General features: G+C 70.4%; 30 protein-coding genes. 23 read left to right on the top strand and 7 right to left on the bottom strand.

All coding sequences use genetic code 11. The features are described 5' to 3' along the window. The first annotated feature begins 99 nt into the window (after positions 1 to 99). The 4 genes from ACJ9NR_RS40905 to ACJ9NR_RS40890 all read left to right on the top strand — a co-directional run bounded on the left by ACJ9NR_RS40905 (position 100) and on the right by ACJ9NR_RS40890 (position 2,871). Positions 100 to 840 (top strand): hypothetical protein, encoded by a 741-nt coding sequence (locus tag ACJ9NR_RS40905; RefSeq protein ID WP_412512870.1) that lies wholly within the window; start codon positions 100 to 102, stop codon positions 838 to 840. After that, positions 837 to 1,523, top strand: coding sequence for a DUF6919 domain-containing protein (locus ACJ9NR_RS40900; protein WP_412512869.1), 687 nt, complete (start codon positions 837 to 839; stop codon positions 1,521 to 1,523). The genes ACJ9NR_RS40905 and ACJ9NR_RS40900 overlap by 4 nt, the downstream gene beginning before the upstream one ends. A 20-nt stretch (positions 1,524 to 1,543) precedes the next feature. Next, on the top strand, positions 1,544 to 2,035 hold the full coding sequence (locus ACJ9NR_RS40895; protein ID WP_412512868.1) for a hypothetical protein: 492 nt from the start codon (positions 1,544 to 1,546) through the stop codon (positions 2,033 to 2,035). A gap of 119 nt (positions 2,036 to 2,154) precedes the next feature. Further along, entirely contained in the window at positions 2,155 to 2,871 is a 717-nt protein-coding gene (locus ACJ9NR_RS40890) for a RapZ C-terminal domain-containing protein (protein ID WP_412512867.1), read from the top strand. A 51-nt stretch (positions 2,872 to 2,922) separates the two neighbouring features. Here ACJ9NR_RS40890 and ACJ9NR_RS40885 read toward each other — a convergent pair whose 3' ends face one another. Continuing rightward, on the bottom strand, positions 2,923 to 3,360 hold the full coding sequence (locus ACJ9NR_RS40885) for a hypothetical protein (RefSeq protein WP_412512866.1): 438 nt from the start codon (positions 3,358 to 3,360) through the stop codon (positions 2,923 to 2,925). A 128-nt stretch (positions 3,361 to 3,488) separates the two neighbouring features. Continuing rightward, complete coding sequence (locus ACJ9NR_RS40880) at positions 3,489 to 4,295, bottom strand: DUF6292 family protein (protein WP_412512865.1); 807 nt, start codon at positions 4,293 to 4,295, stop codon at positions 3,489 to 3,491. A 219-nt stretch (positions 4,296 to 4,514) separates the two neighbouring features. Between ACJ9NR_RS40880 and ACJ9NR_RS40875 the strand changes: the two genes are divergently transcribed. Both ACJ9NR_RS40875 and ACJ9NR_RS40870 read left to right on the top strand, forming a co-directional pair. After that, positions 4,515 to 5,366 carry a hypothetical protein gene (locus tag ACJ9NR_RS40875; protein ID WP_412512864.1) on the top strand — a complete coding sequence of 284 codons (852 nt, stop codon included), beginning with the start codon at positions 4,515 to 4,517 and terminating at the stop codon, positions 5,364 to 5,366. Positions 5,367 to 5,412: 46 nt separating this feature from the next. Then, a complete protein-coding gene (locus ACJ9NR_RS40870) occupies positions 5,413 to 6,630 on the top strand; it encodes a hypothetical protein (RefSeq protein ID WP_412512863.1) in 1,218 nt (405 codons plus the stop codon). Positions 6,631 to 6,803: 173 nt separating this feature from the next. Here the strand turns inward: ACJ9NR_RS40870 and ACJ9NR_RS40865 are convergent, their stop codons facing one another. Together ACJ9NR_RS40865 and ACJ9NR_RS40860 are read right to left on the bottom strand one after the other, a co-directional pair. Next, a complete protein-coding gene (locus ACJ9NR_RS40865; RefSeq protein ID WP_412512862.1) occupies positions 6,804 to 7,754 on the bottom strand; it encodes a hypothetical protein in 951 nt (316 codons plus the stop codon). Positions 7,755 to 7,869: 115 nt separating this feature from the next. Continuing rightward, complete coding sequence (locus ACJ9NR_RS40860; RefSeq protein WP_412512861.1) at positions 7,870 to 8,304, bottom strand: hypothetical protein; 435 nt, start codon at positions 8,302 to 8,304, stop codon at positions 7,870 to 7,872. Between the two features lie 145 nt (positions 8,305 to 8,449). Here ACJ9NR_RS40860 and ACJ9NR_RS40855 point away from each other — a divergent pair, with 145 nt between their 5' ends. The 6 genes from ACJ9NR_RS40855 (at position 8,450) to ACJ9NR_RS40830 (ending at position 11,311) form a co-directional block, all read left to right on the top strand. Then, positions 8,450 to 8,704, top strand: coding sequence for a hypothetical protein (locus ACJ9NR_RS40855; protein ID WP_412512860.1), 255 nt, complete (start codon positions 8,450 to 8,452; stop codon positions 8,702 to 8,704). After that, positions 8,701 to 9,072, top strand: coding sequence for a fic family toxin-antitoxin system, toxin component (locus tag ACJ9NR_RS40850; protein WP_412512859.1), 372 nt, complete (start codon positions 8,701 to 8,703; stop codon positions 9,070 to 9,072). The genes ACJ9NR_RS40855 and ACJ9NR_RS40850 overlap by 4 nt, the downstream gene beginning before the upstream one ends. A 120-nt stretch (positions 9,073 to 9,192) precedes the next feature. Beyond that, positions 9,193 to 9,495 (top strand): type II toxin-antitoxin system TacA family antitoxin, encoded by a 303-nt coding sequence (locus ACJ9NR_RS40845; RefSeq protein ID WP_412512858.1) that lies wholly within the window; start codon positions 9,193 to 9,195, stop codon positions 9,493 to 9,495. Next, on the top strand, positions 9,492 to 9,863 hold the full coding sequence (locus tag ACJ9NR_RS40840) for a type II toxin-antitoxin system death-on-curing family toxin (protein ID WP_412512857.1): 372 nt from the start codon (positions 9,492 to 9,494) through the stop codon (positions 9,861 to 9,863). Before ACJ9NR_RS40845 ends, ACJ9NR_RS40840 begins: the two co-directional genes overlap by 4 nt. A gap of 170 nt (positions 9,864 to 10,033) precedes the next feature. After that, complete coding sequence (locus tag ACJ9NR_RS40835; RefSeq protein ID WP_412512856.1) at positions 10,034 to 10,519, top strand: hypothetical protein; 486 nt, start codon at positions 10,034 to 10,036, stop codon at positions 10,517 to 10,519. Between the two features lie 171 nt (positions 10,520 to 10,690). Further along, the gene (locus ACJ9NR_RS40830) at positions 10,691 to 11,311 is read left to right on the top strand and encodes a prepilin peptidase (RefSeq protein WP_412512855.1); all 621 of its coding nucleotides are present in this window, start codon (positions 10,691 to 10,693) and stop codon (positions 11,309 to 11,311) included. A 19-nt stretch (positions 11,312 to 11,330) separates the two neighbouring features. Here ACJ9NR_RS40830 and ACJ9NR_RS40825 read toward each other — a convergent pair whose 3' ends face one another. After that, on the bottom strand, positions 11,331 to 12,005 hold the full coding sequence (locus ACJ9NR_RS40825) for an HAD family hydrolase (protein ID WP_412512854.1): 675 nt from the start codon (positions 12,003 to 12,005) through the stop codon (positions 11,331 to 11,333). A gap of 134 nt (positions 12,006 to 12,139) precedes the next feature. Between ACJ9NR_RS40825 and ACJ9NR_RS40820 the strand changes: the two genes are divergently transcribed. After that, the gene (locus ACJ9NR_RS40820) at positions 12,140 to 13,360 is read left to right on the top strand and encodes a helix-turn-helix domain-containing protein (protein WP_412512853.1); all 1,221 of its coding nucleotides are present in this window, start codon (positions 12,140 to 12,142) and stop codon (positions 13,358 to 13,360) included. A gap of 94 nt (positions 13,361 to 13,454) precedes the next feature. Beyond that, a complete protein-coding gene (locus ACJ9NR_RS40815) occupies positions 13,455 to 13,913 on the top strand; it encodes a hypothetical protein (protein ID WP_412512852.1) in 459 nt (152 codons plus the stop codon). A gap of 22 nt (positions 13,914 to 13,935) precedes the next feature. Here ACJ9NR_RS40815 and ACJ9NR_RS40810 read toward each other — a convergent pair whose 3' ends face one another. Beyond that, complete coding sequence (locus tag ACJ9NR_RS40810) at positions 13,936 to 14,700, bottom strand: GntR family transcriptional regulator (protein WP_412512851.1); 765 nt, start codon at positions 14,698 to 14,700, stop codon at positions 13,936 to 13,938. A gap of 132 nt (positions 14,701 to 14,832) precedes the next feature. Here ACJ9NR_RS40810 and ACJ9NR_RS40805 point away from each other — a divergent pair, with 132 nt between their 5' ends. The 5 genes from ACJ9NR_RS40805 (at position 14,833) to ACJ9NR_RS40785 (ending at position 17,371) form a co-directional block, all read left to right on the top strand. Next, entirely contained in the window at positions 14,833 to 15,099 is a 267-nt protein-coding gene (locus ACJ9NR_RS40805; protein ID WP_412512850.1) for a hypothetical protein, read from the top strand. After that, entirely contained in the window at positions 15,096 to 15,920 is an 825-nt protein-coding gene (locus ACJ9NR_RS40800) for an ATP-binding protein (protein WP_412512849.1), read from the top strand. The genes ACJ9NR_RS40805 and ACJ9NR_RS40800 overlap by 4 nt, the downstream gene beginning before the upstream one ends. A gap of 106 nt (positions 15,921 to 16,026) precedes the next feature. Further along, positions 16,027 to 16,233, top strand: coding sequence for a hypothetical protein (locus tag ACJ9NR_RS40795; RefSeq protein ID WP_412512848.1), 207 nt, complete (start codon positions 16,027 to 16,029; stop codon positions 16,231 to 16,233). Continuing rightward, entirely contained in the window at positions 16,230 to 16,946 is a 717-nt protein-coding gene (locus ACJ9NR_RS40790; RefSeq protein ID WP_412512847.1) for a class I SAM-dependent methyltransferase, read from the top strand. The genes ACJ9NR_RS40795 and ACJ9NR_RS40790 overlap by 4 nt, the downstream gene beginning before the upstream one ends. Then, entirely contained in the window at positions 16,943 to 17,371 is a 429-nt protein-coding gene (locus ACJ9NR_RS40785; protein WP_412512846.1) for a DUF6415 family natural product biosynthesis protein, read from the top strand. Before ACJ9NR_RS40790 ends, ACJ9NR_RS40785 begins: the two co-directional genes overlap by 4 nt. A gap of 112 nt (positions 17,372 to 17,483) precedes the next feature. Here the strand turns inward: ACJ9NR_RS40785 and ACJ9NR_RS40780 are convergent, their stop codons facing one another. After that, entirely contained in the window at positions 17,484 to 18,863 is a 1,380-nt protein-coding gene (locus tag ACJ9NR_RS40780) for an NsdA family TPR-like regulatory protein (RefSeq protein ID WP_412512845.1), read from the bottom strand. A 187-nt stretch (positions 18,864 to 19,050) separates the two neighbouring features. Between ACJ9NR_RS40780 and ACJ9NR_RS40775 the strand changes: the two genes are divergently transcribed. Genes ACJ9NR_RS40775 through ACJ9NR_RS40760 form a run of 4 tightly spaced genes read left to right on the top strand, consistent with a single transcriptional unit; the run spans position 19,051 to position 23,217 of the window. Continuing rightward, positions 19,051 to 20,040, top strand: coding sequence for a glycosyltransferase family 2 protein (locus tag ACJ9NR_RS40775; RefSeq protein ID WP_412512844.1), 990 nt, complete (start codon positions 19,051 to 19,053; stop codon positions 20,038 to 20,040). Then, complete coding sequence (locus tag ACJ9NR_RS40770; RefSeq protein ID WP_412512843.1) at positions 20,037 to 21,275, top strand: methionine adenosyltransferase; 1,239 nt, start codon at positions 20,037 to 20,039, stop codon at positions 21,273 to 21,275. Before ACJ9NR_RS40775 ends, ACJ9NR_RS40770 begins: the two co-directional genes overlap by 4 nt. Next, positions 21,272 to 22,183 (top strand): sugar phosphate isomerase/epimerase family protein, encoded by a 912-nt coding sequence (locus tag ACJ9NR_RS40765; protein WP_412512842.1) that lies wholly within the window; start codon positions 21,272 to 21,274, stop codon positions 22,181 to 22,183. Before ACJ9NR_RS40770 ends, ACJ9NR_RS40765 begins: the two co-directional genes overlap by 4 nt. Further along, positions 22,180 to 23,217 carry a Gfo/Idh/MocA family protein gene (locus tag ACJ9NR_RS40760; RefSeq protein WP_412512841.1) on the top strand — a complete coding sequence of 346 codons (1,038 nt, stop codon included), beginning with the start codon at positions 22,180 to 22,182 and terminating at the stop codon, positions 23,215 to 23,217. The genes ACJ9NR_RS40765 and ACJ9NR_RS40760 overlap by 4 nt, the downstream gene beginning before the upstream one ends. Positions 23,218 to 23,219 lie beyond the last annotated feature (2 nt).

The following is a 23,219-nucleotide window of genomic DNA, read 5'->3' as shown; positions in this document are numbered from 1 at the left end:
ACGCGGGCGGACGCCGGATCCCCTCCCGAGAGTGACCCGGCGTCCGCCCGCCCCGCAGCGCAAGGGCACCGATTCCTTCCCATCCACGGAGGCACTCTGATGATCACCGGAACCTCGTCGACGATGACCGGCCAGCCAGCCGCCCCCGTAACGGCGGGAAGCAGCGAGCCCGCGTCGTACCGGCTGCCCGCGTGGTACGACGAGCAGCACGCCCGCGAGAACGCCACCCGCTACCTGCCCCGCACCGAGGTGGAGGCGGCGATCCGCCGCTACCTGGAGGTGAAGCGCACCAGCGAGCTCCTGGGGAACATCCCGGGCAACGAGCTCAACACCGCGCAGTGGCGGGCCCTGTGGGACGCGGACGTCGAGCTCAACGACCTGTACACCCGGCTCGACCACGCGTGCGCCCTGATCTACCTGCCGGGCGGATACCGGCCGTCACACCTCGACCACTTGGCCGAGGCCTACCGGACGGGCGAGATCGTGCCGGTCCGTACGGTGCCGATGGTCGGGAACCTGCCCGTCGTCCACCACGCCTCCCTCGGCGTCTCGCAGAAGCCGCTGTCGCGGGTGCCGGAAGGAGAGCGCGTCGAGGCCACCGTGTCGATCGCCTCGATCCGGCAGGGCAACGGGTACGTGCGCCTGCTGCTGCAGGACGAGGCGGGACAGGCGGCGCACGCCCGGATCCGCGACGACCGCAGCGCCGCGGCCGACCAGGTCCTCGGGCGCCTGCTCCAGGTCGGCGACCGGGTCCTGGTGCGCGGCTACGCGGAGCAGGAGCAGGTGCTGCCCGCCGGGATCAAGACCATCGACGTCTACACCGTCCAGGCCGCGGCATGAGCGCGGCCGCCGTACTGCATCCGCGGGCCTTCGGCATCAAGGAGGCCCGCGGCAGGCTCGCCGGGTGGCGGGATGCCGGCCGACGGCGCCGCGCCGAGGCCCGGGCCTGGTACCAGGCGGGCACGATGGAGGAGTTGGCGGCGCTCACGGCCCGGTGGCTGAGGGGCCAGATGCTGTGGACCCCCAACGGTCACGCCGGCGGCCCCGACCCTGAGACGCTGCCCCTTGTCGACGTCCTCGCGGACCTCAACCTCGCCGGGATCCTCACCGAGACCAGCCAGCCCGGCGAAAAGGCCGCCTTCCACGGCCGGCCCTGGCGGCAGCGGGCATACGTCACCGCGTTCGTCGCGGACCCAGGGCTCGCCCGGGGTCTGGCCGCGCAGGCCATCTCGGCCGGACTGGTCGTACGGGCGTACCGGCCCGGGCGCCGTGTCGACGAGAACGGGGAACGCGACGCCGTCGACGTGACGACCTGGGAGGGCCACGGCGTCATGACCGGGATGGGGGACCGGATATCGCCGCGCGCGATACGCCGGACCTTCCCCGGCTGCGACCGCCAGGCCGTACGCGAGGTCATCCGCGCCTGGCAGGTCACGCTGATCGACCCGGAGTGGGGCCGCGACACACTGCTGTGGCCGCTCCTGACCCGTTTCCTCAACTCCCGGCCGCCGCACTCGACATGACCGGAAGGGACACGGCTGACGTGGATGTCACCCCCGAGTTGCTCGACCGGGCGCGCGCGGAGGCTGACCGATGTGGTCGGAGCGTTCCGCTCACTCTGCTCCAGCGGCGCCTGCGGGTGTCGTTCCAGGTGGCCGTCGCGATCGCCGAACAGCTCGAAGCCGAGGGGCGTATCGCTCCGGAGTGGCGCGCGCGGGAGATGGGGGAGGCGTTGGAGCACTACGGTGCTGCCGCCCTCGCCCTCGATCGCATGTCCGTGACCGGCACGGTCGAGGACGGCTGGCCCGCCCCCGCGGACATCCACGATGCCCTCGGCTCGTGGCAGCGGATCGCCGCCCGGCTGGGGGCCGGTGCGCAGGAACTCGAGGACGCCGTGGAGGCGGCCCGCAGGCAACGGCAGGCGGACCTGGCCGAGCTGGAGAACGAGGTCCGCATCCGAGACGCCGTCCGTACGGACGTCCTCGACCAGGTCGCCGAGGCCATCAACTACGACCCCGACAGCGCCCCCTGGTAGGCGCTCCCGGAACCTCCCGCCTACACCGGCGGCACCGACTGACCACATCCCGCACCACGGACTCCGGCCAGCCGCGGTGCCGCGCCGAGAACGACACCGACGAGGAAGGGAACACCGAAGTGAGCAGCCACATCGACACGACGGCCACCGACAGCGAGGACGCCGAATGGATCGCCCGCCAGATCGGGCCCCAGCAGGTCGGCGGCCGGTACTACAACGGGTACTGGGGCCAGGAGTACGAGGTCCTCGGGATCGACGACCAGCCGGACAGCTGGGGAGCATGGGAGATCGCGGTCCGGTGGGCTGACGGCCGCGAGGACACCCACTGCACGGCGTGGGACGACGAGTGCGACCGCGTCATCGCCCAGCCGCCCACCCCCGACGTGACGATCGTGTCCACGGGGCGCCTGCATGACGCGAAGGAGTCCGAGTACGCCGACATCCTGTCGCGCGCCACGGTCGCGGTGGACCTGCGCTTCCACTTCCGGGACCCGCACATCAGCGCGGACCTGCGTGAGCTGACCGCGCACGACCAGGTGGTGATCGACACGGTGATGGGCACCCCGGGCGTGCGCGAGCTTCTCGCGGCGACCGCGCTGCAGATCCTGGCGTTCCTGGCCGGCCCCTCCAAGGCGCCGGTCACCGTGGTCACCCAGTGCGCCGGCGGACGTCACCGCGCCGCGGTCACGGCCACGGCGCTGCACGCCGTCGTTGCCGGCGACCTGACGGAGGCCGCCGTGTACGGGCTGGTCGACGCGGCGAAGGCCTTCGTCGACCGGGGCCTAGTCGTGCACCTGGCCCACCGTGACATCGACCGGGACATCGTGCATCGCTGACCGGCAGCCACGGGTAGTGGTCCGCTGCCCCTGAACTTCGGCCGGTCGTGCTCAGTCGACCTGGAGGATCTCGTGGCGCAGGGCGCGCAGCAAGGTCAGGGCGTCCTGGTTGTCGGCGTCGGTGAACGCGTGGATCGCCAGGAGGACGGATCCGGCGATCAGCTTCGCGGCGGCGGGGTCGTTGCCGGCGAGTGCGGCTTGATTGTGCAGGGCGTCGGTCAGGACGAAGACGACGCGGGCCATCGGATCACTGTTGATCTCTGTGACCAGGCGGCCCGTTTCGTCGTGGTCCATGGTGGCGTCGATGCCGAATGCGGCGATCAGGATGCGGTGAAGCGTGTGCTGACCGTAGGCGGCCAGCAGCGCAGGCAGCGGCCGCTCACCAGGACCATTCGCCAGGACCGCCAGGGCATCGTCGTCGTTTCCGACGGTGGCCTCCAGCGCAGCCAGTGCTCGCAGGTGCTCATCGTCGGTCAACTCGATGTCCATGGCACCGGAGCGTAGGGCAACGCCTGCAAGACACGGCGGTGTTCACCGTGAAACCACCCACCGGGGTCTGGAACTGGCAGCTGCTGGTCAAAGTCCGGGGACAAGCGGTCAACGGGGGCGAGGTCGGGTCAGGCCGACGCGTCACCTTGGTGGCGGGTCCCTTCGATCCGGTCCCGCAGGTCCAGGGCGTAGGAGCGTGCGGTGCCGTGACGGTGGATGGACTCGTACCCGCCGCCGCGGCGTGCCTGCAGATCCTGCACGAGATACGCGGCGAGGGCGCCGGGGCCAAACGGTGCGGAGACGGCCTGGACGTACTCCAGCAGGTGGGCGATCGCGTCGAACTCGCTGGCGCGCAGCGGCAGATCGACCACCGGGTCAGGGCCGTGAACAGCGAGGGAACCGAGAGTGCGGTCGTGGTAGGCGGTGGCCTGGGCCTGAGTGAACCGCTGCTCGGCCGAACGGGTCACGGAGCCGGGTCCGGGCACGTACGGGGCCAGGCGCTCCAGAAGAGCCGGGAAGTCGAGGCCCTGCTGGCGGTAGTACGGGCGCTCCACCTTGCTGGCCTCGGCTGCGTCGAAGCGCACGTTGTCGAAGAAGGCGGCGACGCGGCGCGGTTCGGGCAGCAGGCTGTCGCCCATCCAGCGAGCGTGAGTGAGGAAGTCGCTGAAGGCGCCGCGGTTGTTGTGGAAGCACCAGCCGGAGACGCCGCTCCAGTGCAGGCCGCAGTCGTTCCCGCCGAACAGGTCGTCGAAGCGGTCGGTGAAGCTGATGCCGCCCTCGACGTCGTCGAAGGCGGCATCGGGCTCGGTGTACGGCCCGCAGGCGTGCACCAGGCGGACGGGGATCTCCTGGGCCAGCAGTTGCTCGGCGACCGCGGTGATGTAGTGCCGCGCGTGGAAGGCCAGGTCCTGGGCCGTACGGGGATCAGTGGCCATTCGGGAAGCTCCGATCGCTCGGGAGGAGTCCGGTGTCAACCGTTCAACGCGCCCAAGGGCTTCTGGCGACGAGAACCCCGTCCCGTCAGCGGCCGACGGCTCCAGGGCCGCGTGCCTCGCGAGTCCTGGCGCGCGGATGAGCCAAGTCGGCGCGCGAATCGGCCAGTTGTCCCCGGCACTCTTCCGTGGGTCAAAAATAGCCCGGTACATTTTTGCCCCATGGAAGCACGTTCCCCTAAAGAGGCGGCCCTCGCTGCGTTGCGCACCTGGCGCAGCTTCATGGACGACCGGGACCCGCTGGTTATCGCAGCCGCCCGGGCAGGCGCATCACAGGCCGAGATCATCGAGGCGAGCGCCTTGGCCAAGGGGACCGTCCGGACGATCCTCAACTCCCGCCAGGAGGACACCCAGGTGACCACCACGACGACCGACCCGCTCGCCGGGCTGCATCACCCGCACTACCTGCGGACCGACCGCGAAGGCGTCTTCCGCAAGTTCGTCTTCCGGCCGTTCACCGGCGAGGAGCCGGAGCCGACCAGCGGCGACGACATCTACGCCACCCACCGCACGGCCCTCGGTCCCGACCTCGCCCAAGAGCTGACCGACGAGTACCGCGTCGCCCGCCAGCAGTGGCAGATCGCGCGCTTCAAGACCGCGCTGCGCCCGCTCGCCAAGCAGGCGCCGCCGCTGTGGACCGCCTACGTGACGGCCAAGACCGCCATGGAGGAGACCTTCGCGGCCTTCGACACCACGCCGGACACCATGTGGAAGTCGCAGATCCTGAAGCTGTCCCGCGCGCACGACGCCGCCTGGGAAGCCGCGGTGAACTGGGACAACCACGCCGAGCGCATGGCCGCCCTGGCCGACCAGCACCTCAAGGGAGTCTCGGTCACCATCGCCCTCATCCAGGAGGCCGCCGCCGAGGCCGGGGTCGACTCCACGGACTGGAAGATCGAGTACTCCGCCGAGGTGTACCGCTCGTCCATGGCCGGTGTCCACGACGGCGTACGCCGTCTCATCGACCGCCACAAGACGGAGCTGAAGGCCGGCGGAATGCTCCGCACGGACTGACCAGCTCCCGCACTCAATGCCCCATCTCCCAAGGAGGACAACGCACATGACGCACGAGGCCTTAACGGTTCCGGAGGTCACGGTCGCCCGCTACGCGGCACCGCGAGTTCGTGCCGTACCGGTGACCGAAGTGATCACGGCGAAGCCGCTCGGCGGCCGGCGCCCGGGTCACTACCAGCAGGTGCTGCTGGACACCCGCAGCGGTGAGCTGCGCTTCCACGAGATCCCGGAGAACTGGGAGCCGTGGAACCCGGCCTGGAAGTCGATCAGCGACGTTCCGCGCGAGACGTACAAGCGGTGGCACCCCGGCACGTACTTCTCGGGCGTCGGACCGCACCAGTGGTTCGAGCCGGTGCCCGAGCTGCTGTCCTGGACCATCGACTCCGGAGTGCCCGAGCTCCCGTACCTGGACGTCGACGCCGCCAACGCCCTCCTTCAGGAGCTGACCCCGTACGCGCAGGCCCTGCTGGACGGTCTCTTCGACGCCGGCGGTGATCTCGACTGGTCCGCCGCCTCCGGCCACGCCGGGCTCAACATCACGCGCCTGTGCAAGCGGGACCGGAAGGCCGCCGGCCCCGAGGCGGACGCCCGTCTGGTCGACTACGGCACGATCGTGGCCCGCTTCCCGCAGGTGTACCGGCCGAACCTGCTGCGCAGGTCGCTGGAACAACTCGCCGGGGACTGCGAGTACATCACCCGGTACCTCGGCTCCAATGAGCACTGGCACCCGGAGGTCAACGAGGCCTTCGGCGTCCCCTACCGCGACGGCAGCGGCAAGGGCCACGACGTCCTGGGCGCACGCGCCTGGTACCGGAGCGTCCTCATGGCGGGCGACCCCCGTCCGCTCAAGGAGTTCCCGGACTGGGACACCGAGCACAGCCGCCTGGCCGCCAGCGACATCACGGCCACCTCCACGGACGCCGACCTCGACCGGTGGGCCGACCGCGAGGAGGAGGACGCCGCCCGGCAGGGCTGGCGCCTGCTGGGAGCACGGGAGGCCGCCGCCGATCACCGGGACCACCTGCGCGACCGGGGCTGGGACCGACTGGCGGTCCTCGGAGCCGACATCGCCGAGCTGGAGAACTCGGACTCGACGGACACCGTGGACAAGGAGTTGGAGTCGACCCGCCAGGAACGTCGGCAGCTGGTCACCGCCGCGATCGGCTGGGGCCGCACGGACAGCGAGATCGCCATCCGGGCCAGGCTGCCCCGGCTGACGGTGAACGAGCTTCGCGACACCGTGGCCGCAGGGCAGCAGAAGTAGAGCGTGCCCGGGACTGCCGATAACAGCCCCGGACACGAGATCATCGTCCCATCCGGAGCCCCGCCTTGTGCGGGGCTCCGGCCGTTTCCCGGTTCGTTTCCGCTAGCGAGAACAACACGGTAGTTACCGAAGGCCGCGACACAGAGCGCCGTCACCGGCACTCGGGAACGGCGCTACTCATCCTGCTCGTTCTCGATCGGTGACTCTCCTCGAACGATCTTCTTCATCACGGCTTGCAGCGAGCGCAGCAGCTCCCGCTCGGCATCCTCCGTTCTGAACTCGATGTTCCACTGCCGGACGTCGTCGACCAGGCCCTCAATGGTTTCGTCGAGCCGCTGCCGCAGCAGCCCGGGACGGAGGGCTTCGACCTCCACGGCGGTGTGCGGATCGATCCGTTCGCGTAGGCACTCCTCGCGGTAGCGAGCGAAGTTGACGTCGCGAGTGTTGACGTCGTGGGTGGTGAGCCGGCCGGAGCGGACGTCATCGGCGGTGATGGCGATCTGCCGGAACTCCAGGTCGAGTTCGCCATTGCCGTAGCGCGCCATCCGCTCGACCACCGAGCGAGGGACACACCGGCCGGTAGGGTCCCAGTCGCCGCAATAGATCACCGTCACGCCTTTGCCCTGGTGCGCGTACTGCTGAACGGCCTCGTAGACGAAGGTCTTGGAGGACTGGCCGCGGCAGGAGTACAGGCCCACACCCCAGGCCGAGGTGACCGGCCACAGCACGCCACCGACCGAGTCGCTCTCGCACCAGACCTCGACGCGGCGGGACTGCGACGCCCACAGGTTGCGCCGGTAGCTCTCCGTGTTGTGATGCAGGGCGTCGTCGAGAGAGTCGTACTGGGTCTCCTGCCGGATCATGCGGGTGCCGTCGGTGATCCACTCCCAAGGCAGCCTCCCTGTCTCACGCAGGAAGCCGACCTCACGAACGACGACGGAGTAGTTCCGGCGGGAGTGGCCGGTGTCCTTGTCCCACAGAAGCCCGATGCCGAGGTAGTAGACGTGACGGACGCTGCACGGCCGTGCTGCCTCCGCCATCTCGCAGATCGCTTCCCGTAGGGCCTCCACCTGCGCTTTTGTGCGGCGAGGCCGTTTTACGGAGCTAGCGTCATAACCCGCCATGCTTCCAGTGAACTCCCGGGGCGGTGCCACCGTCACCGTCTCGCGGACCCGCGTTTCTCAGCTGATCCCGCGCTTCTTACCCCACGCGCCGGCCGAGGCCTGCGGTCCCGTCTGGTCAGGCGCTCGCCTCAGCGACAGCCGCGCGGAACTCTTGCGTCATCAGGGCCGCTGAGCCGCGCTGAACGGGAGCCTCGCCGGGCTTAGACGACACCCTGGCCACCGCGGCACTCATGCGTTCGTACCTCGCGGCGTCAACGACAACCCGATGCTCTTCGGGGACCTCCCGGGTGTCCCGAACGGCGACCATCGTGCCGAAGCGTGTGCCGATCCACCCGATCGTCTCGACCTTCCAGTCGAGCTGCCGGGCCGCCTTGCGCATCGCAGCCCGGATCAGTTCGACTCCGCCGAGCCCGACTGCTTCCTCGTCGTCCAGGTTCACCTGGTAGGAGCCGCCGAAGCCGCCGGCACCCTCGGGGCAGGAGCGGCGCAGCAACGGGACCAGGGCCTCGGCCATGGCGATGCAGCGCGGGTCGTTCGCGTAGGAAGCCATCGGCGCCATCGTAGAACCGCCCGGGCGCCACGAAACGCCGTTGTGCGGGCGTTCCCTCGAAGGGGACCGCTCCAAGCGGGCACCGGCAGACGACGGCCGCTTCCGTGCCCAGCCCCTGCCTGCTACCACCCTGCTACCATGAGGTGTGGCTACGAATAAGCAGACGCAGGTCCGGCTGGACGAGGGCGTGTTGGAGGCCGGCAAGGCTGCCGCGCGCTCCCGCCGGCTCGACTTCAACAAGTACGTGGAGCGGCTCATCATCGAGGACACCACCGGCGCCCGTGCCGCCGGCATGGCGGCCGCCCAGCGGCTCATCGATGAGCACGGCGCGTTCCTCGACGACCTGGAGGAGCAGCTCGACGCCCCGTACGCCCAGCAGCAGCCGGGCGCCGCCGCGTGATCCTGCACGTCGACGAATCCTGGGTCCTCGAAGTAGCGGAACGGGCCGGGCACCGCGACCCGGCCGCCGACGACTACGGCGTGCCCATCGCTGCCGTCGCCCGCCACCGCGGTGAACTCCTCGACACTCCGGTCTACGACGGCGCCTTCGCCCGCGCCGCCGCCCTGGTGCATACCCTGGGCCGCTGCCGCTGGCTGGAGCGCTCCAACCTCACCGTCGCCTGCGCCGTCGCCGTCATGTACCTCGAGGCCAGCAACATTCCCGTCAACCCCACCCGCGAACAGCTCACCGCACTCGCCCACGAGCTGAACAACCCCCGCTGCACCGCCGAGCGAATCGCCTCGTTCCTGCGTACCTGGAAGCCCTGACCGGACCGGGCGACGTTCGCCGGAGACTTGAAGGGGCACCCGCGGTCCGTCGGTCGCTGCCCCTCTCTTCTTGCTCGAACGCCTTCGGCGGGGGCTGTATCCGCTGGTACCGTCGCGCGTATGGACCAGAACGGATCCCAGGTGCCGCCCTTCGAGCCGGAGGAGTACGCGCGCGTCGCGGCAGCCGCCGACATCGTTGGAAAGTCCACCGAAGACTTCGTCCGCGACGCGGCGCTCAAGGCTGCCGATGACCCGTTCCTCAAGGCCCTCGGCCGCACCCGCGACCGCGTCCCGCAGCTCGCCGAGGTCTTCGCAGCCCAGGACACCCACAGCGCCGGCACCAGCACGGCCGCGTGGCCCGACCCTGCGCCCATGGGCAGCCGTGACCTGCATGAGTTCCCGCGGCACGGTCACGCCGCGTGACCCGGTTCCTCACCCCGCAAGAGCTCCTTCAGATCGCGCAGACTCTCCCGGGCGACCCGGCCTGCCTCGACCTGGGTGTGCTGGACGCCGTCTGCGCCCGGGTGCAGGCCCACTACATGGGCCGCGACGTGTACGCGAGTGACTGGCTCAAGGCCGCGGCCATGTTGGAGACCATCACGCTGCACGAGCCTCTGGAGGCGAAGAACGAGTTCTTCGCTTGGCTGGCCGCCGAGACATTCCTCAACACGAACGGCATCTCGCTGGAATACGAGCCGGAGGAGGCTCTCGCGCTCGTCATGCGCGCCAAGCACAAAGGCGCCCGGGTCCAGGAAGTTGCCGCACAGCTGCGCGCCTGGTCCACCGGCTGAGGCCCGGCCAAGCCCAGCTCTTGCAGGTTTTTCCGGACCTCAACGGCATGCACGTACCGGACGGAGAGGAGCGGAGAACCACCCTCAACCCGTCGGTCAATGCGTTGACCGGTCAAGCCGTTGACCGGTACGCTTGGTCGCCAAGCCGGGCACACCAGAGGGGGACCACCATGCTCTTCCACGCCACCGTCGAAGCCACGGACAATGCGGAAGACCCCATGTGGTACGTCGTCCACGCCGGGGACGACACCGAGGAGTACGACGGCACCTCCGCTCAGTACGGCCGCGACGTCCTGGAGAACTGGATCACCGATCAGGCTTCCCTGGATGACGGGGATCCCGCCCCAACCACCGACGAATACGGCAACCCCTACCTCCGGGTCGTCGTCCGCTTCTCCGACGAGCCGGACGAGCACGACGACCGGATCGCCGTCGTGGATTCTTCCGAGCTGGACACGCCTCCTGCTGAACTCAACGCCGTGGACGCGGCGCGGGACGCCAAGCTGTACGCGCGGTACCTCGACCGTCTCGCCGACGACGAGCTCGAAGGGGCGCTGGCGGCCGCCCGTAAGGCCGGGCATGGCGCAAACGATCTCGCACGCCGGGCAGCGCCTGCAGTATCTCGACCGATCGCCCTGCGCATGATGGCCTCGTGAGCCTCTGCCCGTGGATCCGCCGCCGTCGAATTTCGCCTCGGCTTTAAGCTCCGTGCGGTGGAGACGTTCTGGATCACTGCAGCGGCAGCCCTGTGGGGTGCCGGCACGGGGCTGCTCATACCGCGCCCCGCGTACCGGCTTTCCGTGCCGCCCGAGGAACCGTGGCGGGCAATGTGCCCCGCCGGACACGCCTTCGCCGGCGCCGGGAACGGGTGGCTGGGGCGATCCCGCTGCGCCGACGGCGACTCGTACGGCCCCCGCACACCCGCGCTCGCCGCAGCCACGGCCGTGGTCTGCGCCGCCGTGGCAACTGCCGTCGGCGCCCGCCCCGAACTGATGGTCTGGCTGGTACTCATCCCGATGGGCGTGCTGCTCGCCACCGTGGACGTCACGGTGAAACGGCTGCCTGACGTCCTCACTCTGCCACTCGCCGTGAGCACGCTGGCCCTCCTCGGCGTGGCGGCAGCGCTGCCCGGCACCGACGGCAGCTGGGGGAGGGCGCTGCTCGGTTCTCTCGCGCTCGGCGCTTTCTGTCTCGTGCTGTTCCTGGTCAATCCGGCCGCGTTCGGCTTCGGCGACGTCAAGCTCGCCCTGACCATCGGTGCCGTCACCGGCTGGTACGGGTGGGACATCCTCATCGCCGGCACGTTCGCGGGGTTCGTGCTGTTCGTGCTGTACGGCCTCAGCCTCATCGCCGCGCGCCGCGCCGACCGAAAGACCGCTCAACCGCTCGGTCCGTTTCTCCTGGCAGGAGCCGTATTCGGCGTGCTCCTCGGCTCCTCCGCCAGCTGATAGGCGACGTCACACCCGGTCACGCGCCATTGCGCACGAGCTTGACCAGCAGCTCGACATCGCGCAGATCAGGGAGGACCACCTCTGCACCGGCGTCGCGGAGAGCGGTCTGGTCGCTTCGGCCCGTGGCTACGGCGATCACCCGCACTCCGTTGGCGTGGGCCCCTTCGATGTCCGCCGGGGTGTCGCCGATCAACACCGCGCCGTCCGCGGTCGTGTCCGCACGCTGCAGAGACAGACGGACGAGGTCGGCGCGCACGTCGTGGTCCTCCCCATAAGCGCCCAACTCCCACAGGATCGGGGTGTCGAGACCGAAGACCTGCAGCTTGATCTCGGCGACGCGCCGGATGTTCCCCGAGACCACGGTCTGCCGCACCCCAGCTGAGTCCAGCGCGTCGACAGCCGCGGCCGCGCAGGGCAGTGCGTGGCCGCGCTCCCGGAGCTCGGCGGCACGCTCCAGGTGCGCGGTCGTGAGGGCACGGGCGAATCGCTCGAAGTCCGCCCGGTCCGTGGACAGGCCGTGGAGTTTCGCCGTCTCACGGAAGATCACCGGCTCGGTGATGCCGTCGATTCGTGCTTGCTGGCGCATGGGCTGCCCGGTGGTCTGCAAGAACGCGGCGGCCGACAGCTCGCGGCCCACACCGCGCGTGTCGATCAGAGTGTGGTCGACGTCCCACAGGACCAGCTCGGCCATCCGTGCCTCCCCAACTCCCCAGCTGACACTGGCCTACAGCGTGTCATTCGAACGTGGGCGGACCGTAGGTGCGGGCCTGGTCCCAGCCTCTACGCTGACGGTACGAGCACGGCCCGGGAAGGGGGGCGACGGATATGACGTCGACTCCGCCGCACCTGTCCGTGGGCCGCAAGATCCGGCGGTTCCGGCAGGAGAAGGGCGACCGGCCGGTCGCCGCAGTCGCCGGGCTGTGCGGCATCTCCCCGCGCTACTTGCACATGATCGAGGACGGCACGAAGATCCCCTCCATTGACGTGCTGGACCGGATCGCCACGGTGCTGGGTGTGCCCCTGGCCGCGCTGCTGTCCGAGGACCCGATCGAGGAACCCGCGGTCCCCGTCAGCGTCGCGCCGGCGGTAGCCCGGGCCCTGCTGGGCCACACTCGGTCATCGGGGCTGGAACCTGCGGATCCGGCGCAGCTGCGGGAGCGCGTCGAGCGGGCATGGCACTCCTGGCAGGCCGCGAAGGACCGGTTCACACAGGCGGCCAGCCACCTGCCGGACCTGATCCGGGACGTGGAGGACGCCGTACGACGTCACCGTCACGGCAGCGATCCCCAGGCGCGGCGCGAGGTGCTTCGGGTGGCCGCCGATCTGTACGGACTGCTGCGCTCGTACTGCCGCCGCGTCGGCCGTCTGGACCTGGCCCTCATGGTTGCCGACCGTGCCAAGCACGCGGCCGAGGAGGCCGACGACCCCGTACGGCGGGCCGCCGCAGCATGGAACCTGGGGCACGTACTGCTCTCCCACAACTCACCGGACACAGTGGAAGAAGCCAAGGAGGTTGCCCTCCTGGCCGCCGAGCAGCTGCGCACCGTCCCATCAACTCCCGCCTCCCAGGCTGTCGAAGGAGCTCTCGAACTTGTCGCCGTCGTCTCCGACGCCCGGCGCCGCAGTTGGAGGGAAGCCCGCCAGCGTCTGGAGCAGCAGGCCCTCCCACTTGCTCGGAAGGCGGGGGAGGGCAATGTCCAGTGGACGGTGTTCGGCCCCACCAACGTGGAGCTCCACGCGATGAGCATCGAAATGCTTGCCGGCGAGGCGAGCGAAGGACTGCGCCTGGCCGACCAGGTCGACATCAGCCGACTGCCCAGCATGGAGCGACAGTTCACGTTCGGACTCGACGTGGCCCGCTGCTACGACCTGCGGCGCGAGGACGCAGCCGTCCTGGTGCACCTGCTCAGCCTGGAAGACCTCGCTCCCGAGGACCTTTCCCGCAGCCCTCTCGCCCGGGACATGGTCCAGGACCTGCAGCAGCGGGTACGACCCACCTTCCGTCGCCAGGTCGACGCCCTCGCCGATCGACTCCAGCTCGCCTGAGCAGGGAACTCACGGTTCTGCGAACTCTCAGTTCGCCCAAATCGTCCTGCCCGGGCCTACCTTCACGCGCACCGTGGGTGAAGGAGGGCGCTGTATGGGCGACGAGGGGACAGCCCGGGCGATCGGGCAGGGCACGTCGGCAGTCTACGAGGGGGACATCGACGTCATCAGGGTCTGCCGGTTCCTCGCGCTGCAGGCGCTGGAGGGGCTCGCCGCGCCGGGCGCGGTCACCGTCGACCCGTTCCCGGCCGCTCCCGCGTTGTTCTTCCTCGTTCCTGCGGGTGCCGCCGTCGGCTGGCGGCTGCCGGACACCACGGCGTGCGGGCCCTCGAAGGTGGTGTTGCCCCCGGACGGCAAGGAGGCGCCGCCGGGGCCGTACTGGCTGATTGGGCGCTCACACGGTCTGACGTCGGCGGTCGCGCTGCGTGCGGCGCTGGAGGCCGTCGCAAGGAGGTGGCCCGTGCGGGAGTTGAGGGCTGGCGCCTTGGTGCGTGATCTGTGGGTTCCGGCCGCACGGGAACGAGGTGGGGTTCCCCGTGGCGAGGGTCGGTGACAGCGTGGCGGACCGTACAGCGCTACCGGGCGTCGACCGCGAACTCGTAGGCGACTTCCCAGCGGGCGTCCGGGATGGTGATGTCGGCGGTCTCCACCGCGCGGCCGTCGCCGTCGAAGTAGGTGCGCTCGATACAGAGGACCTGGTCGCCGCGGCTGATGCCGAGCAGGTTGGCCTGCTCCTGGGTGGCCCGGGCCGGGCGGGGCACCTCGAGCGCGGTGACGATGTCGACTCCGATGGATCTCATCCGTTCCACGACGCCCATGCCGGCGAGCGGGCCCATCTCGGGCAGCACGATCGGGGTGTCTCCCGTGATCGACATCGGCTCCCAGGAGACCGAGAGCTGAGCGGGCTGTGTGTCGGCGAGGAACTCGTAGCTCGTGCGGACGCACAGCGCGCCGGGGTCGATGCCCAGTCGCTGGGCAATGTGGTGCGGGGCGGGGGTGCGGGCCTCGGAGTGGGCTTCCCAGGTGCCGGTCCGGCCGAGTTCGGCCATGTCCGCGCGGAACGGACTGCCGCCGCGGCGTTCCCGGTGCCGGGAGCGGATCATGCGGCGTCGCTCGCGGGGCTTGGCGACGTAGGTGCCGGATCCGACGCGGCCCTCCAGCCGGCCTTCATGGATGAGGCGCTCCTGCGCCTTCTGCATCACGTTGGCGCCGACGCCGTACTCCTCGGCGAACTGGGCACGGGAGGGGAGCTTGTCGCCAACATCCCATTCGTTGCTGTCGAGTCGGCGGCGCAGGTCGTTGGCGACCACCTCATGCTGCGGCGGCTCGTCTTGGCCCATGCAAAGGCTCCGTACTGGTCAGCGGCTCCCGGATCGCCGGGTTCGGGCGACCCGATTGACAATTTAATGCATCAGGTTCAAGCTAATGCATTAAAACTACGGTACGTGATCAGCTGTGCGCGGGGGAGATCCGTGAAGTCGCCGAAAACTCAGGCCACCGCGATCGCCTCGATGCTCACCTCGCTCGGCGCGACCCCGGTCCAGGACGAGACGGACGAGCACGTCCGCATCGAGGCCGATGTGCCGCCCACGATCGGCGAGGCCACCCTGGTGAACCTCCTCCACCTCCTCATTCGGGCTGCCGACCGCTTCGGGCACAGCCTCCAGAAGGACGGCACGTCGGTCATCTGGGCCGAAGTCGACCTCGACGAATCGCAAGACGACCGAGGTGCGTCGTGACCCACTTACGCCCCCGCACCGACATTCCCGAGCACGTCGCGCCCCTCCCGCCCGCGTGCAGCATCGTCGGCAGCGCCTCCGCCGGAGCACGCGTCGTGCTCTACACCTGCACCATCGACTCCGCGATCGCGACCAGGACGCTGACCGTCCTGCGCACCTTCGCCTCCGCTCAGGGCTGGACGGCCGTCCACGAGGCGTACGACCTGGCGCCGCTCGGCACGCCACGCCACTGCCGTACCGGCTGGCGAGCCATCGAGCAGGCCTTGATCCGCAGCGAGGCCACGGGGTTCGTCGCCCCGTCCGAGCAGGAGATCGCCTGCCACCCCGCCGACCGTGCTGCACTGCGCGGCTGGATCATCGACCAGTCGGCGTTCGCGGTCTACCCCCGGCCCGCGACGCCTTCCGCCGGCCCCGCCTCGGTGTGGTCCCGGTCGTTCGCCCTGGCCCCCGTCAGCGTGAGACGGCTGCTCGGAGCGGCCCGCACCCGCCTGGCCCTGACGCGGTGGTCCGGGGACATCGACTCCGCGGCTGAGGTGCTCGCGCGACTCGCGTTCAACGCTGTCGTGCACGCACAGCCCGCCAACGGGACAGCGGCCCAGATGCACGTCCACCTCGCCTTCACCGACGGGGACGGCTTGATCATCGACGTCGAGGATCCGTCTCCCGCCTTCCCCGACGCGCAGGCGGCCCTGCGCGGAGAGAAGGGCCGCGGCCTGCGCGAGGCACGCCAACTCGGCGCGCGTCTTGAGTGGTTTCTCGCCGAAGACGGACGCCGCAAGACGGTCCGGGCCACCCTGCAACCAGGGCAGGTGAGGGCATGACCCGCCTGCCGGACTGCTGGCGCCAGTGGTGCCCGCAGACCCTGACCGCCATGACGGTCGCCGCCTTCATCATCCCCATCCTCATGACCTACGGAAGCTGAGACCCATGGCCGAGGCCCCTGAACAACTGGAGGAAGAGCAGCTCCCCCACCGCGACCCCCAGGCCGCACTGAACGCGCTGCCGACCTTCCCCGACGAACCCTCCGCCGTGAACCTCTTCGGTGTGCCGCTGGGGGAGGTCGTCGACCGACGCTTCGATCCGGGCCGGCTGCACCGCATCCGCGTCGTCGCCGAGCCGGACGGCACACCGTGACCACCACCGACCAGCGGCTCACAGCCGACGACTGGGACACCTGGCACGCATCCGGCTGGCCTACCGTCGTCACCGGCAAGGAAGCCGAGACCTTCCACCGGGCGGTCCAGCCGCGCCCCGGCATGAACGCCGTCGACCTCGCCTGCGGCAGCGGCCAGTGGACGCGGCAACTCGCGGCCTGGGGCGTACGCGTGACCGGATACGACTTCTCGGCCACGGCCCTGCGCCAGGCGGACGCAGCTGGCCTGCGGGACGGACTGTCGTACGCGCGCTGGGACATCGACGCCGATCCGATCCCACCCGCCCTCAAGCCCGGCAGCCTCGACCTGGTGACCTGCCGCCACGCCCTGCCCTTCCTTGAATACGCGCGGGTGCTGACCGACGTGGGGCGCTGGCTCAGGCCGTCCGGAGTCTTCTACGCCCTGGTCCGCGTCGCTGACGACCAGGACAACGACAAGACGGACATCAGCACCAAGGCCAAACCACGGAACGACAGCTCCCTGAAGCCGTTCCACCGCGGACTCAGCGAAGCCCGGATCACCGGCCTCGGCATCGGCTGGGCACGCTGTACTACCTACCGGCTCAGCCCTCGCAACTGCGCGATCGTGCTCCGGAGCTACGGCGACACCGCCTTCGCATCACCGGATGCCGGAGGCGAGAACCTGCTCACCGCGACGGCGGCCGCGCTCTGCTCTCCCGAGGTGCCGCGATGACCGATCACGCCCTGGCCCCCGGCTGGACCCATCCCGTACGGGAAGCGGTGCTTCCCGGCTCCCCACAGGGGCTGCAGAGACTCCTTGAGAAGGTCCAGAACTGGGCGCCCTACGTCGACGGTCTGTTACTCGACGACGTCGCCGCCGTCCTGGACGACCACATGCCCGGCGGGGACGAGATCGCCGGACTCGCCCCCAGGCTCCGCAGCCACCTGATGCGCCTGGTGAACCTTGCCGTCACCTCCAAGCTGATCCACAAGGATCGAGAGGTGGCTGCCCTGGTCGAGCGGGGGCGCGCGCTCTGCGCCGAGGAACTGCCCGGCGACCATCACCGAGACGTCGGGTACCTGCGGCGGCTCGCGTGGACCCTCAACGAGCTGCTCGAACTGATGGTGATGCACCAGTGCCTCACCGAAGAGCCGTGAGAACCCGGCCGAACGCTGCCCAAGAAGACCGCGGGTTCCCGGAGAAATTGGTGGCGTGCGCCCTGGCGCGGCCATCAACGCCGGTTCTCCGGTCCGTTTTGGCCTGAGGCAGCTAAGCGGAAAGCAGAAGGAACTCCCGAACCGCTCGGACGTCTCGGTGGACCCCCAGCTCCTCGCGGAGACCATCGAGGGCATCCGATGGCCGTGAGGAATTGAGAGCGACGTTCTGCCTGAACGCGTCCGTCGCGGTGGCGCAGGCCGCGTCCAGATCACCGAGCTGGAGGTGGGCCAGGGCCGTCCGGGTCAGGTACAGGACGTTGTCGCGTACATAGCCGTCGACCGCGTACTGGGCCTGGCGTGCCCGTTCGAAGTGCGTCAGAGCACGTCGGGGATCTTTGAGATCGAGGGCGGAGGAGCCGGCCAGCATCTCGATCTCTCCCTCGTTGAGCCAGTACGACCAGGACGGGTCATCGTCGTGCGGCCCCCGCGCGTACTCGGTCCTCGCGGAGTCAAGGGCGTTGAAGCACGCGGTGGCGGCGCCGGTCTTGGACAGGGCGCGCGCCGCGCGAGCATGGAGCATCGCCTTCACCCGCGGGGTCGTACGGCGCATCGTGGCGTCCTGGGCCGTACGCACCAGGCCGACGGCGTCCTGCGGGTTGCCCTCGGAGTAGACCTGAATGGCCATGAAGGCGAGCGTGTTCGCGCCGACCTGAGGGTCATTGGCGCTGGCCGAGGCCCGCATCGAGGTGACGTAGTAGCGCTGGGCGACGGCTTGGTGGCCGACGTCGAAGTGCAGCCAGCCACACATCCGGGCGGCTTCCGACAACAGCGAGAGCAGGCGGTGCTCGAGTGGCCCGTGCTGGCCGGTGTTCTCGGCCAGGTCCTTCAGCAGTTCGTATTCGGCGAGGGCCGTCCTGCGCAGCCGGGCGCCGCCGAGGACGTCGTCCAGGCGGCGTAAGTCGTCCAGGCGCTGTTCCAGCGTGTTCAACAGCCCGGGGGACAGGGGAGTGTTGGCCAGCACCTGGCCGGCTGGGAGGGCAGGGGAGGCGGCGGCTGGCTCGGCCAGCGCCTCGCTCCAGCTCACAGCCAGCCCGGCCAGCGCGGCACCGCTGGCGATGAGAAATCCCCGTCGATCCATCATGGAGCCTCCCCGAGCGGCAGCGGCTACTGCCGTCACGGTACCCGCCAAGGTCCACGGGCTGTCGAGGATCGCGCGGTCATCGGGGAAGGCCAGCAACAGGAAGGTCGGCCAGCCGAGCTCGACGACGGCCTCCGGAGGGATGCCGTGAAGGCGAGCCATGGCGTACCGGGCGTTGTCGTCGGGAGCGTGGACGCCGTTCTCCCAGCGGGAGATCTTCTGACGGCTCTTGGCCATCCGGCCGTACCCGAGCGCGTAGTGCACGTCGTCGAGCAGATCCAGATACTCCTCGCCGGTCAGCCCGAGCTCGGCACGCAAGGCGACTAACGGATGCAGTAACAGGCCCTCGGGCATCGCGGGTTCCCCTCAGCACGCAATCTCCCTGATGAACCGTCACGTTAGCCAGTCCGGGGGCCAGCTGTGCAGAACTCCGGGGACCGCTCCGCAACAGCCCCGCAACAGGATTCTCCTTCCGCGCCCGGGGGCGGTGGCGGTGACATGAACGGCATCCCGATCCCCACCGAGCGAGGAGGGAGCACCGATGCCCGATCGGCAAACGCCGCTGGTGTCCGTGGTGGTCAGCGCCCGCGGCAACACCGCCCAGGTGCGCAACCTGCTGGACGCGCTGGCCCGGCAGACCCTGCCGGCCGCACACATGGAAGCGGTCGTCGTGGACAACGACCTGCCCGGTCCCGTACGGCCGATCGCGGACGCGGTCCGCGACGGCGACTGGCCCTTCGATGTGCGCGTGCTGTACGAGCCGACCCCGGGGCTGAGCGCGGGCCGCAACCGCGGGATCTGCGCGGCCCTCGGCGAGTACATCGCCATCACCGACCCCGACATCACCCCCGAACCCGGCTGGCTGCAGGCCCTCGTCGACGCGATAGAGGAAGAGAAGGTGTTCGCCGTCGGCGGCCGCACCAACGTCACCTACCCAGGCGGTCAGGCCACGGCGCTCACGAAGGCCCTGCGCGAGTGCCACGGCGCGGTCGACTGGCCCGAGGGCCGGGAGCCGGCCGAGTGGCCGTACTGGGCCACCGGCTGCAACCTCCTCTTCCACCGGCAGACCGCGCTCGGCATCGGCCTGTTCCGCACCGATCTCGGACGCCGCGGGCGGTGGATGGGGGACTGCGAGGACCTCGAGTTCATCGACCGCGCCCGCCAGGCCGGCCACCAGACCATCATCGAGCCGGCCGCCGTCGCCTCCCACCCCGTCTACCGCCCGGAGACGACCCTGAAGTACTTCGTGCGCCAGGGCGCCGGGCACGGCGTGTGTGTCGCCCGCATGCACCTGAGCGTGACGGTGGAACCCGCCGCGATCCAGGCCGGCCGCGAAGCCGTGCACGCCGCCGCCATCAACCTCGCCGCCGGGTGGACCTTCCTGGACCGCTCCCGCGCCGTCGAAGGCGCCCGCGACCTGGTCCGGATCGGCGCCTACCACCTCGAACGCGGCCGTCTGCGCCTTAGGGGCTGCCGCCCCATCGCCCTCGCCCAGCACGCCCCGACGAAGGAGACCACCGCATGGACGTGACCACCACAATCGGCCTGTCCGCCGCCTCCGCCCTCCTGGGCGCCGAAGTCGTCGAACGCAAAGGGGCGGGGCACCCCGACACCCTCGCCGACGGAGTAGCCGAGGCGATCTCCCGCGCCTACAGCCGCTACTGCCTCGACACCTTCGGCGCGATCCTGCACCACAACACCGACAAGACCTCCCTGCTCGGCGGAGCCGCCGACGTCAGTTTCGGGCACGGCGAACTCACCGCGCCCATCCAGGTCCTGGTCAACGGGCGGATCACGGCCGGCCTCGGCGACCACACCATCCCGGCCCCCGACATCGTCACCACCGCCGCGCGCGACTACCTCGCAAGCGCACTGCCGCTGCTCGACGTCGACCGGTGGGTCGACGTGCGGCCGCGGCTGACCCAGGCCTCCAGCCCCGGCGCCGTCAGCACCCCGGACGCGGCCCTGCGCGAGGCCTCCCGCCAGCGGTGGTTCGCGCCGCGCACCCTCGACGACCTCGCCGAACGGCACCGGTTGTTCTCCAACGACACCAGCGCCGGCGTCGCCTACTGGCCGCTGGGGATCGCCGAGCAGCTCGCCCTCGGCATCGAGGAGCAGCTGACGAGCGAGACGTTCCGCGCCGAACACCCCTACTACGGCACCGACATCAAGCTCATGGTCGTCCGCCACGGCCCGCGCGTACAGCTGACCGCCTGCGTACCGCAGATCGCCCGCGAGACCCCCGACCTGGACACCTACATCGCCCGCCGGGCCCAGGCCCGCGACCTGATCACCGAACTCGCCTCCACGATCGCGCCCGAGCACCACGTCACCGTGGCCGTCAACACCCGTGACGACGACGCCCGTCCCGAGCTGTACCTGACGGCGACCGGCTCGTCGATCGAGTCCGGAGACGAAGGCGTCGTCGGCCGCGGCAACCGCGCCAACGGCCTGATCAGCATGCTCAGGCCCTGGTCCGCCGAAGGCGTCTCCGGCAAGAACCCCGTCTACCACGTCGGCAAGCTCTACAACTTGGCCGCCGCAGAAGCCGCCCGCCGCCTGCACGAGGAGACCGGGCTGGACTGCGCGGTCGCGCTCGTCTCCCAGTCCGGCCGGGACCTGACCGACCCGTGGCAGGCAATCGTGCAGAGCTCCGGCCCCAACCCCATCGGTGCCGCCTGCGTCCGGCGGGTGATCGCCGATGTGATGGAGGACCTGGGCACGCTGCGCAGGCAGCTGCTCGACGGAAAGCTGGCCACAGCATGACCGGGCCCCGCACCGAAGCTGCCGGCCGGTTCGTGCCCTGCCTGAACCCGGCCACCCTCTCCGGCATCCCACTGGACCAGTTCCTCGCCCTGGCCGCGGGCGCCGGATTCCCGAAGGTCGAAGTCTCCATCCAGCAGGCCCAGGCGTACGGCACCGGCCCGTTACGCGACCTGCTCCAGGAGATGGGCGTGACCGTGGCGGCCGCGAGCGGCATCCTGCCCGCCGGGCCCGTCCTGCCCGCCCCGCTCCTGGTCGACCCGGACACCTACCGTGCGTGCCTCGACGGCCTGGACGAGCGACTGGAGACCATGGCCGCCCTCGGCTGCACCGTGGCCACCACCGTCCTCAACCCCCGCTCGCCGCTTCACACCACCGAGGCACGGGACCTGGCCCGGGAGCGCATCGCCCAACTCGCCGCCGTGGCCGAAGCCCACGGGGTACGGCTCGCCGTCGAAGCCGTCAGTATCCGCGACGGGCTGCCGCCCGACCTGGACGGAGCACACCCGGTCGTCGACAGCCTGCCCCTGCTGGCCGAACTGCTGCACGACACCAAGACCGGCAACGCAGGCGTGCTGGTGGACTCCTTCCACTGGGCCGCCGCCGGCGCCGACCCGGCCCACATCACCAGCCTCGGCACGAGCGCGATCACGCACGTGCAGATCGCCGACATCCCACAGCACGGTCCCGGCACCACTGGCGAACTCACCGACACGCAACGGGAGTTCCCCGGCGACGGTGCCCTGGACTGGAAGGCCTTCGCCGACGCCCTGACCCGAGCCGACTACACCGGGCCGGTGTCGGTGGAGCTGTTCAACCCCCACCTGCGGGCGCTGCCCGCCGGCGAGATCGCCCGCTGCTCCCACCATGCGGCCACCACCTGCTGGACTCTCCCGGAGGCATCCCGATGACCCCCAGTTCGACCACACGGCCGTGGCGGGTCGCGGTCGCCGGATGCGGCGCCGCCGCCTTCGGACTGCACCTGCCGCTCCTGGCCGGCTCCGAGGCCTTCGAACTGACCGCCGTCACCGACCGCGACCCCGAGCGTGCGACCAAGGCCCAGAAGCAGTTCGCCGTTCCCCGCACCGCCACGCGGGCCGGAGACCTGCTGCAGGACGCGGACGCCCTGGTGATCCTCACCGGCGTGCACGAGGACCTCATCGAGGAGGCCCTCGACGCCGGAGTCCACGTCGTCACCGAGAAACCCGTCTGCTTGGACGTCGTCCGTACCCGCAAGCTCGCCGAACGGGCGCGGGACGCCGGTCTGCTGCTGGAAGTCGGGGCGATGCGCGCCCACGACCCGGCGCTGCTCGCCGCCCTCGCCCACGTTCCCGAACCGGCCGGCGGCTGGCTGGTGAAGGCCGACGGGGTCGACGAAGCCGCGCGCCGGCGCCTGCTCCCGTCCGGCTTCGCGCCGTACACCTTCGCCAGTGACCCGCCGCAGCCCGTCCCCGACCACCTGGCGCCGCACCAGGTGACGGCCCTGCAGATCCTCCTGTGGCAGGGCTACCACCTGCTGACCGCGCTGGCCCTGGCCGTCCCCGGCACGACCGCGACGGCCTGCACGCTCGACCCGTCCGGGCAGTCCGTGCACGCCCTCCTGCACGGTCCGAAGGGCGAACCGTTCACCCTGGTCATCGCCGCGACCCCGGCCGGCGTCTTCCGCGAGCAGATTCACCTCGCCGACGCGGACGCCGCCGCCACGATCGACTTCGCCCGCCCCTACGAGCCGGCCGACGGCACCCGCCTGACCACGGCCGACGGCACGCAGAGCGGCTTCGCCGACCCGTTCGCCGCCATGTGGGCGTCCATCGACGTCCGCCTGTCCGGGCAGCACCCCGCCGACCTGCCGAGCAGCGTCGCCCTCGCCCTGCGCGTCGAGGACCTCGCCCTCGCCCTGGCGGAACTCGCCCACCCCGGCACCCGCACCCGGAAGGAATCCTGATC

It is taken from the genome of Streptomyces sediminimaris (assembly GCF_047049295.1).
GTDB classification, from domain to species: Bacteria; Actinomycetota; Actinomycetes; order Streptomycetales; family Streptomycetaceae; genus Streptomyces; species Streptomyces sediminimaris.
This window is presented reverse-complemented; position numbering and strand designations above follow the sequence as displayed.

Excerpts from the sequence above, each read along its gene's own strand:
- ACJ9NR_RS40885 (WP_412512866.1), bottom strand. The coding sequence starts at position 3,360 with ATGGACATCGAGTTGACCGACGATGAGCACCTGCGAGCACTGGCTGCG.
- ACJ9NR_RS40845 (WP_412512858.1), top strand. The coding sequence starts at position 9,193 with ATGGACCAGAACGGATCCCAGGTGCCGCCCTTCGAGCCGGAGGAGTAC.
- ACJ9NR_RS40785 (WP_412512846.1), top strand. The coding sequence starts at position 16,943 with ATGACCGATCACGCCCTGGCCCCCGGCTGGACCCATCCCGTACGGGAA.
- ACJ9NR_RS40795 (WP_412512848.1), top strand. The coding sequence starts at position 16,027 with ATGGCCGAGGCCCCTGAACAACTGGAGGAAGAGCAGCTCCCCCACCGC.
- ACJ9NR_RS40900 (WP_412512869.1), top strand. The coding sequence starts at position 837 with ATGAGCGCGGCCGCCGTACTGCATCCGCGGGCCTTCGGCATCAAGGAG.
- ACJ9NR_RS40880 (WP_412512865.1), bottom strand. The coding sequence starts at position 4,295 with ATGGCCACTGATCCCCGTACGGCCCAGGACCTGGCCTTCCACGCGCGG.
- ACJ9NR_RS40870 (WP_412512863.1), top strand. The coding sequence starts at position 5,413 with ATGACGCACGAGGCCTTAACGGTTCCGGAGGTCACGGTCGCCCGCTAC.
- ACJ9NR_RS40830 (WP_412512855.1), top strand. The coding sequence starts at position 10,691 with ATGTGCCCCGCCGGACACGCCTTCGCCGGCGCCGGGAACGGGTGGCTG.
- ACJ9NR_RS40905 (WP_412512870.1), top strand. The coding sequence starts at position 100 with ATGATCACCGGAACCTCGTCGACGATGACCGGCCAGCCAGCCGCCCCC.
- ACJ9NR_RS40760 (WP_412512841.1), top strand. The coding sequence starts at position 22,180 with ATGACCCCCAGTTCGACCACACGGCCGTGGCGGGTCGCGGTCGCCGGA.
- ACJ9NR_RS40765 (WP_412512842.1), top strand. The coding sequence starts at position 21,272 with ATGACCGGGCCCCGCACCGAAGCTGCCGGCCGGTTCGTGCCCTGCCTG.
- ACJ9NR_RS40865 (WP_412512862.1), bottom strand. The coding sequence starts at position 7,754 with ATGGCGGGTTATGACGCTAGCTCCGTAAAACGGCCTCGCCGCACAAAA.
- ACJ9NR_RS40810 (WP_412512851.1), bottom strand. The coding sequence starts at position 14,700 with ATGGGCCAAGACGAGCCGCCGCAGCATGAGGTGGTCGCCAACGACCTG.
- ACJ9NR_RS40825 (WP_412512854.1), bottom strand. The coding sequence starts at position 12,005 with ATGGCCGAGCTGGTCCTGTGGGACGTCGACCACACTCTGATCGACACG.
- ACJ9NR_RS40775 (WP_412512844.1), top strand. The coding sequence starts at position 19,051 with ATGCCCGATCGGCAAACGCCGCTGGTGTCCGTGGTGGTCAGCGCCCGC.
- ACJ9NR_RS40820 (WP_412512853.1), top strand. The coding sequence starts at position 12,140 with ATGACGTCGACTCCGCCGCACCTGTCCGTGGGCCGCAAGATCCGGCGG.
- ACJ9NR_RS40815 (WP_412512852.1), top strand. The coding sequence starts at position 13,455 with ATGGGCGACGAGGGGACAGCCCGGGCGATCGGGCAGGGCACGTCGGCA.
- ACJ9NR_RS40875 (WP_412512864.1), top strand. The coding sequence starts at position 4,515 with ATGGAAGCACGTTCCCCTAAAGAGGCGGCCCTCGCTGCGTTGCGCACC.
- ACJ9NR_RS40780 (WP_412512845.1), bottom strand. The coding sequence starts at position 18,863 with ATGCCCGAGGGCCTGTTACTGCATCCGTTAGTCGCCTTGCGTGCCGAG.
- ACJ9NR_RS40835 (WP_412512856.1), top strand. The coding sequence starts at position 10,034 with ATGCTCTTCCACGCCACCGTCGAAGCCACGGACAATGCGGAAGACCCC.
- ACJ9NR_RS40860 (WP_412512861.1), bottom strand. The coding sequence starts at position 8,304 with ATGGCTTCCTACGCGAACGACCCGCGCTGCATCGCCATGGCCGAGGCC.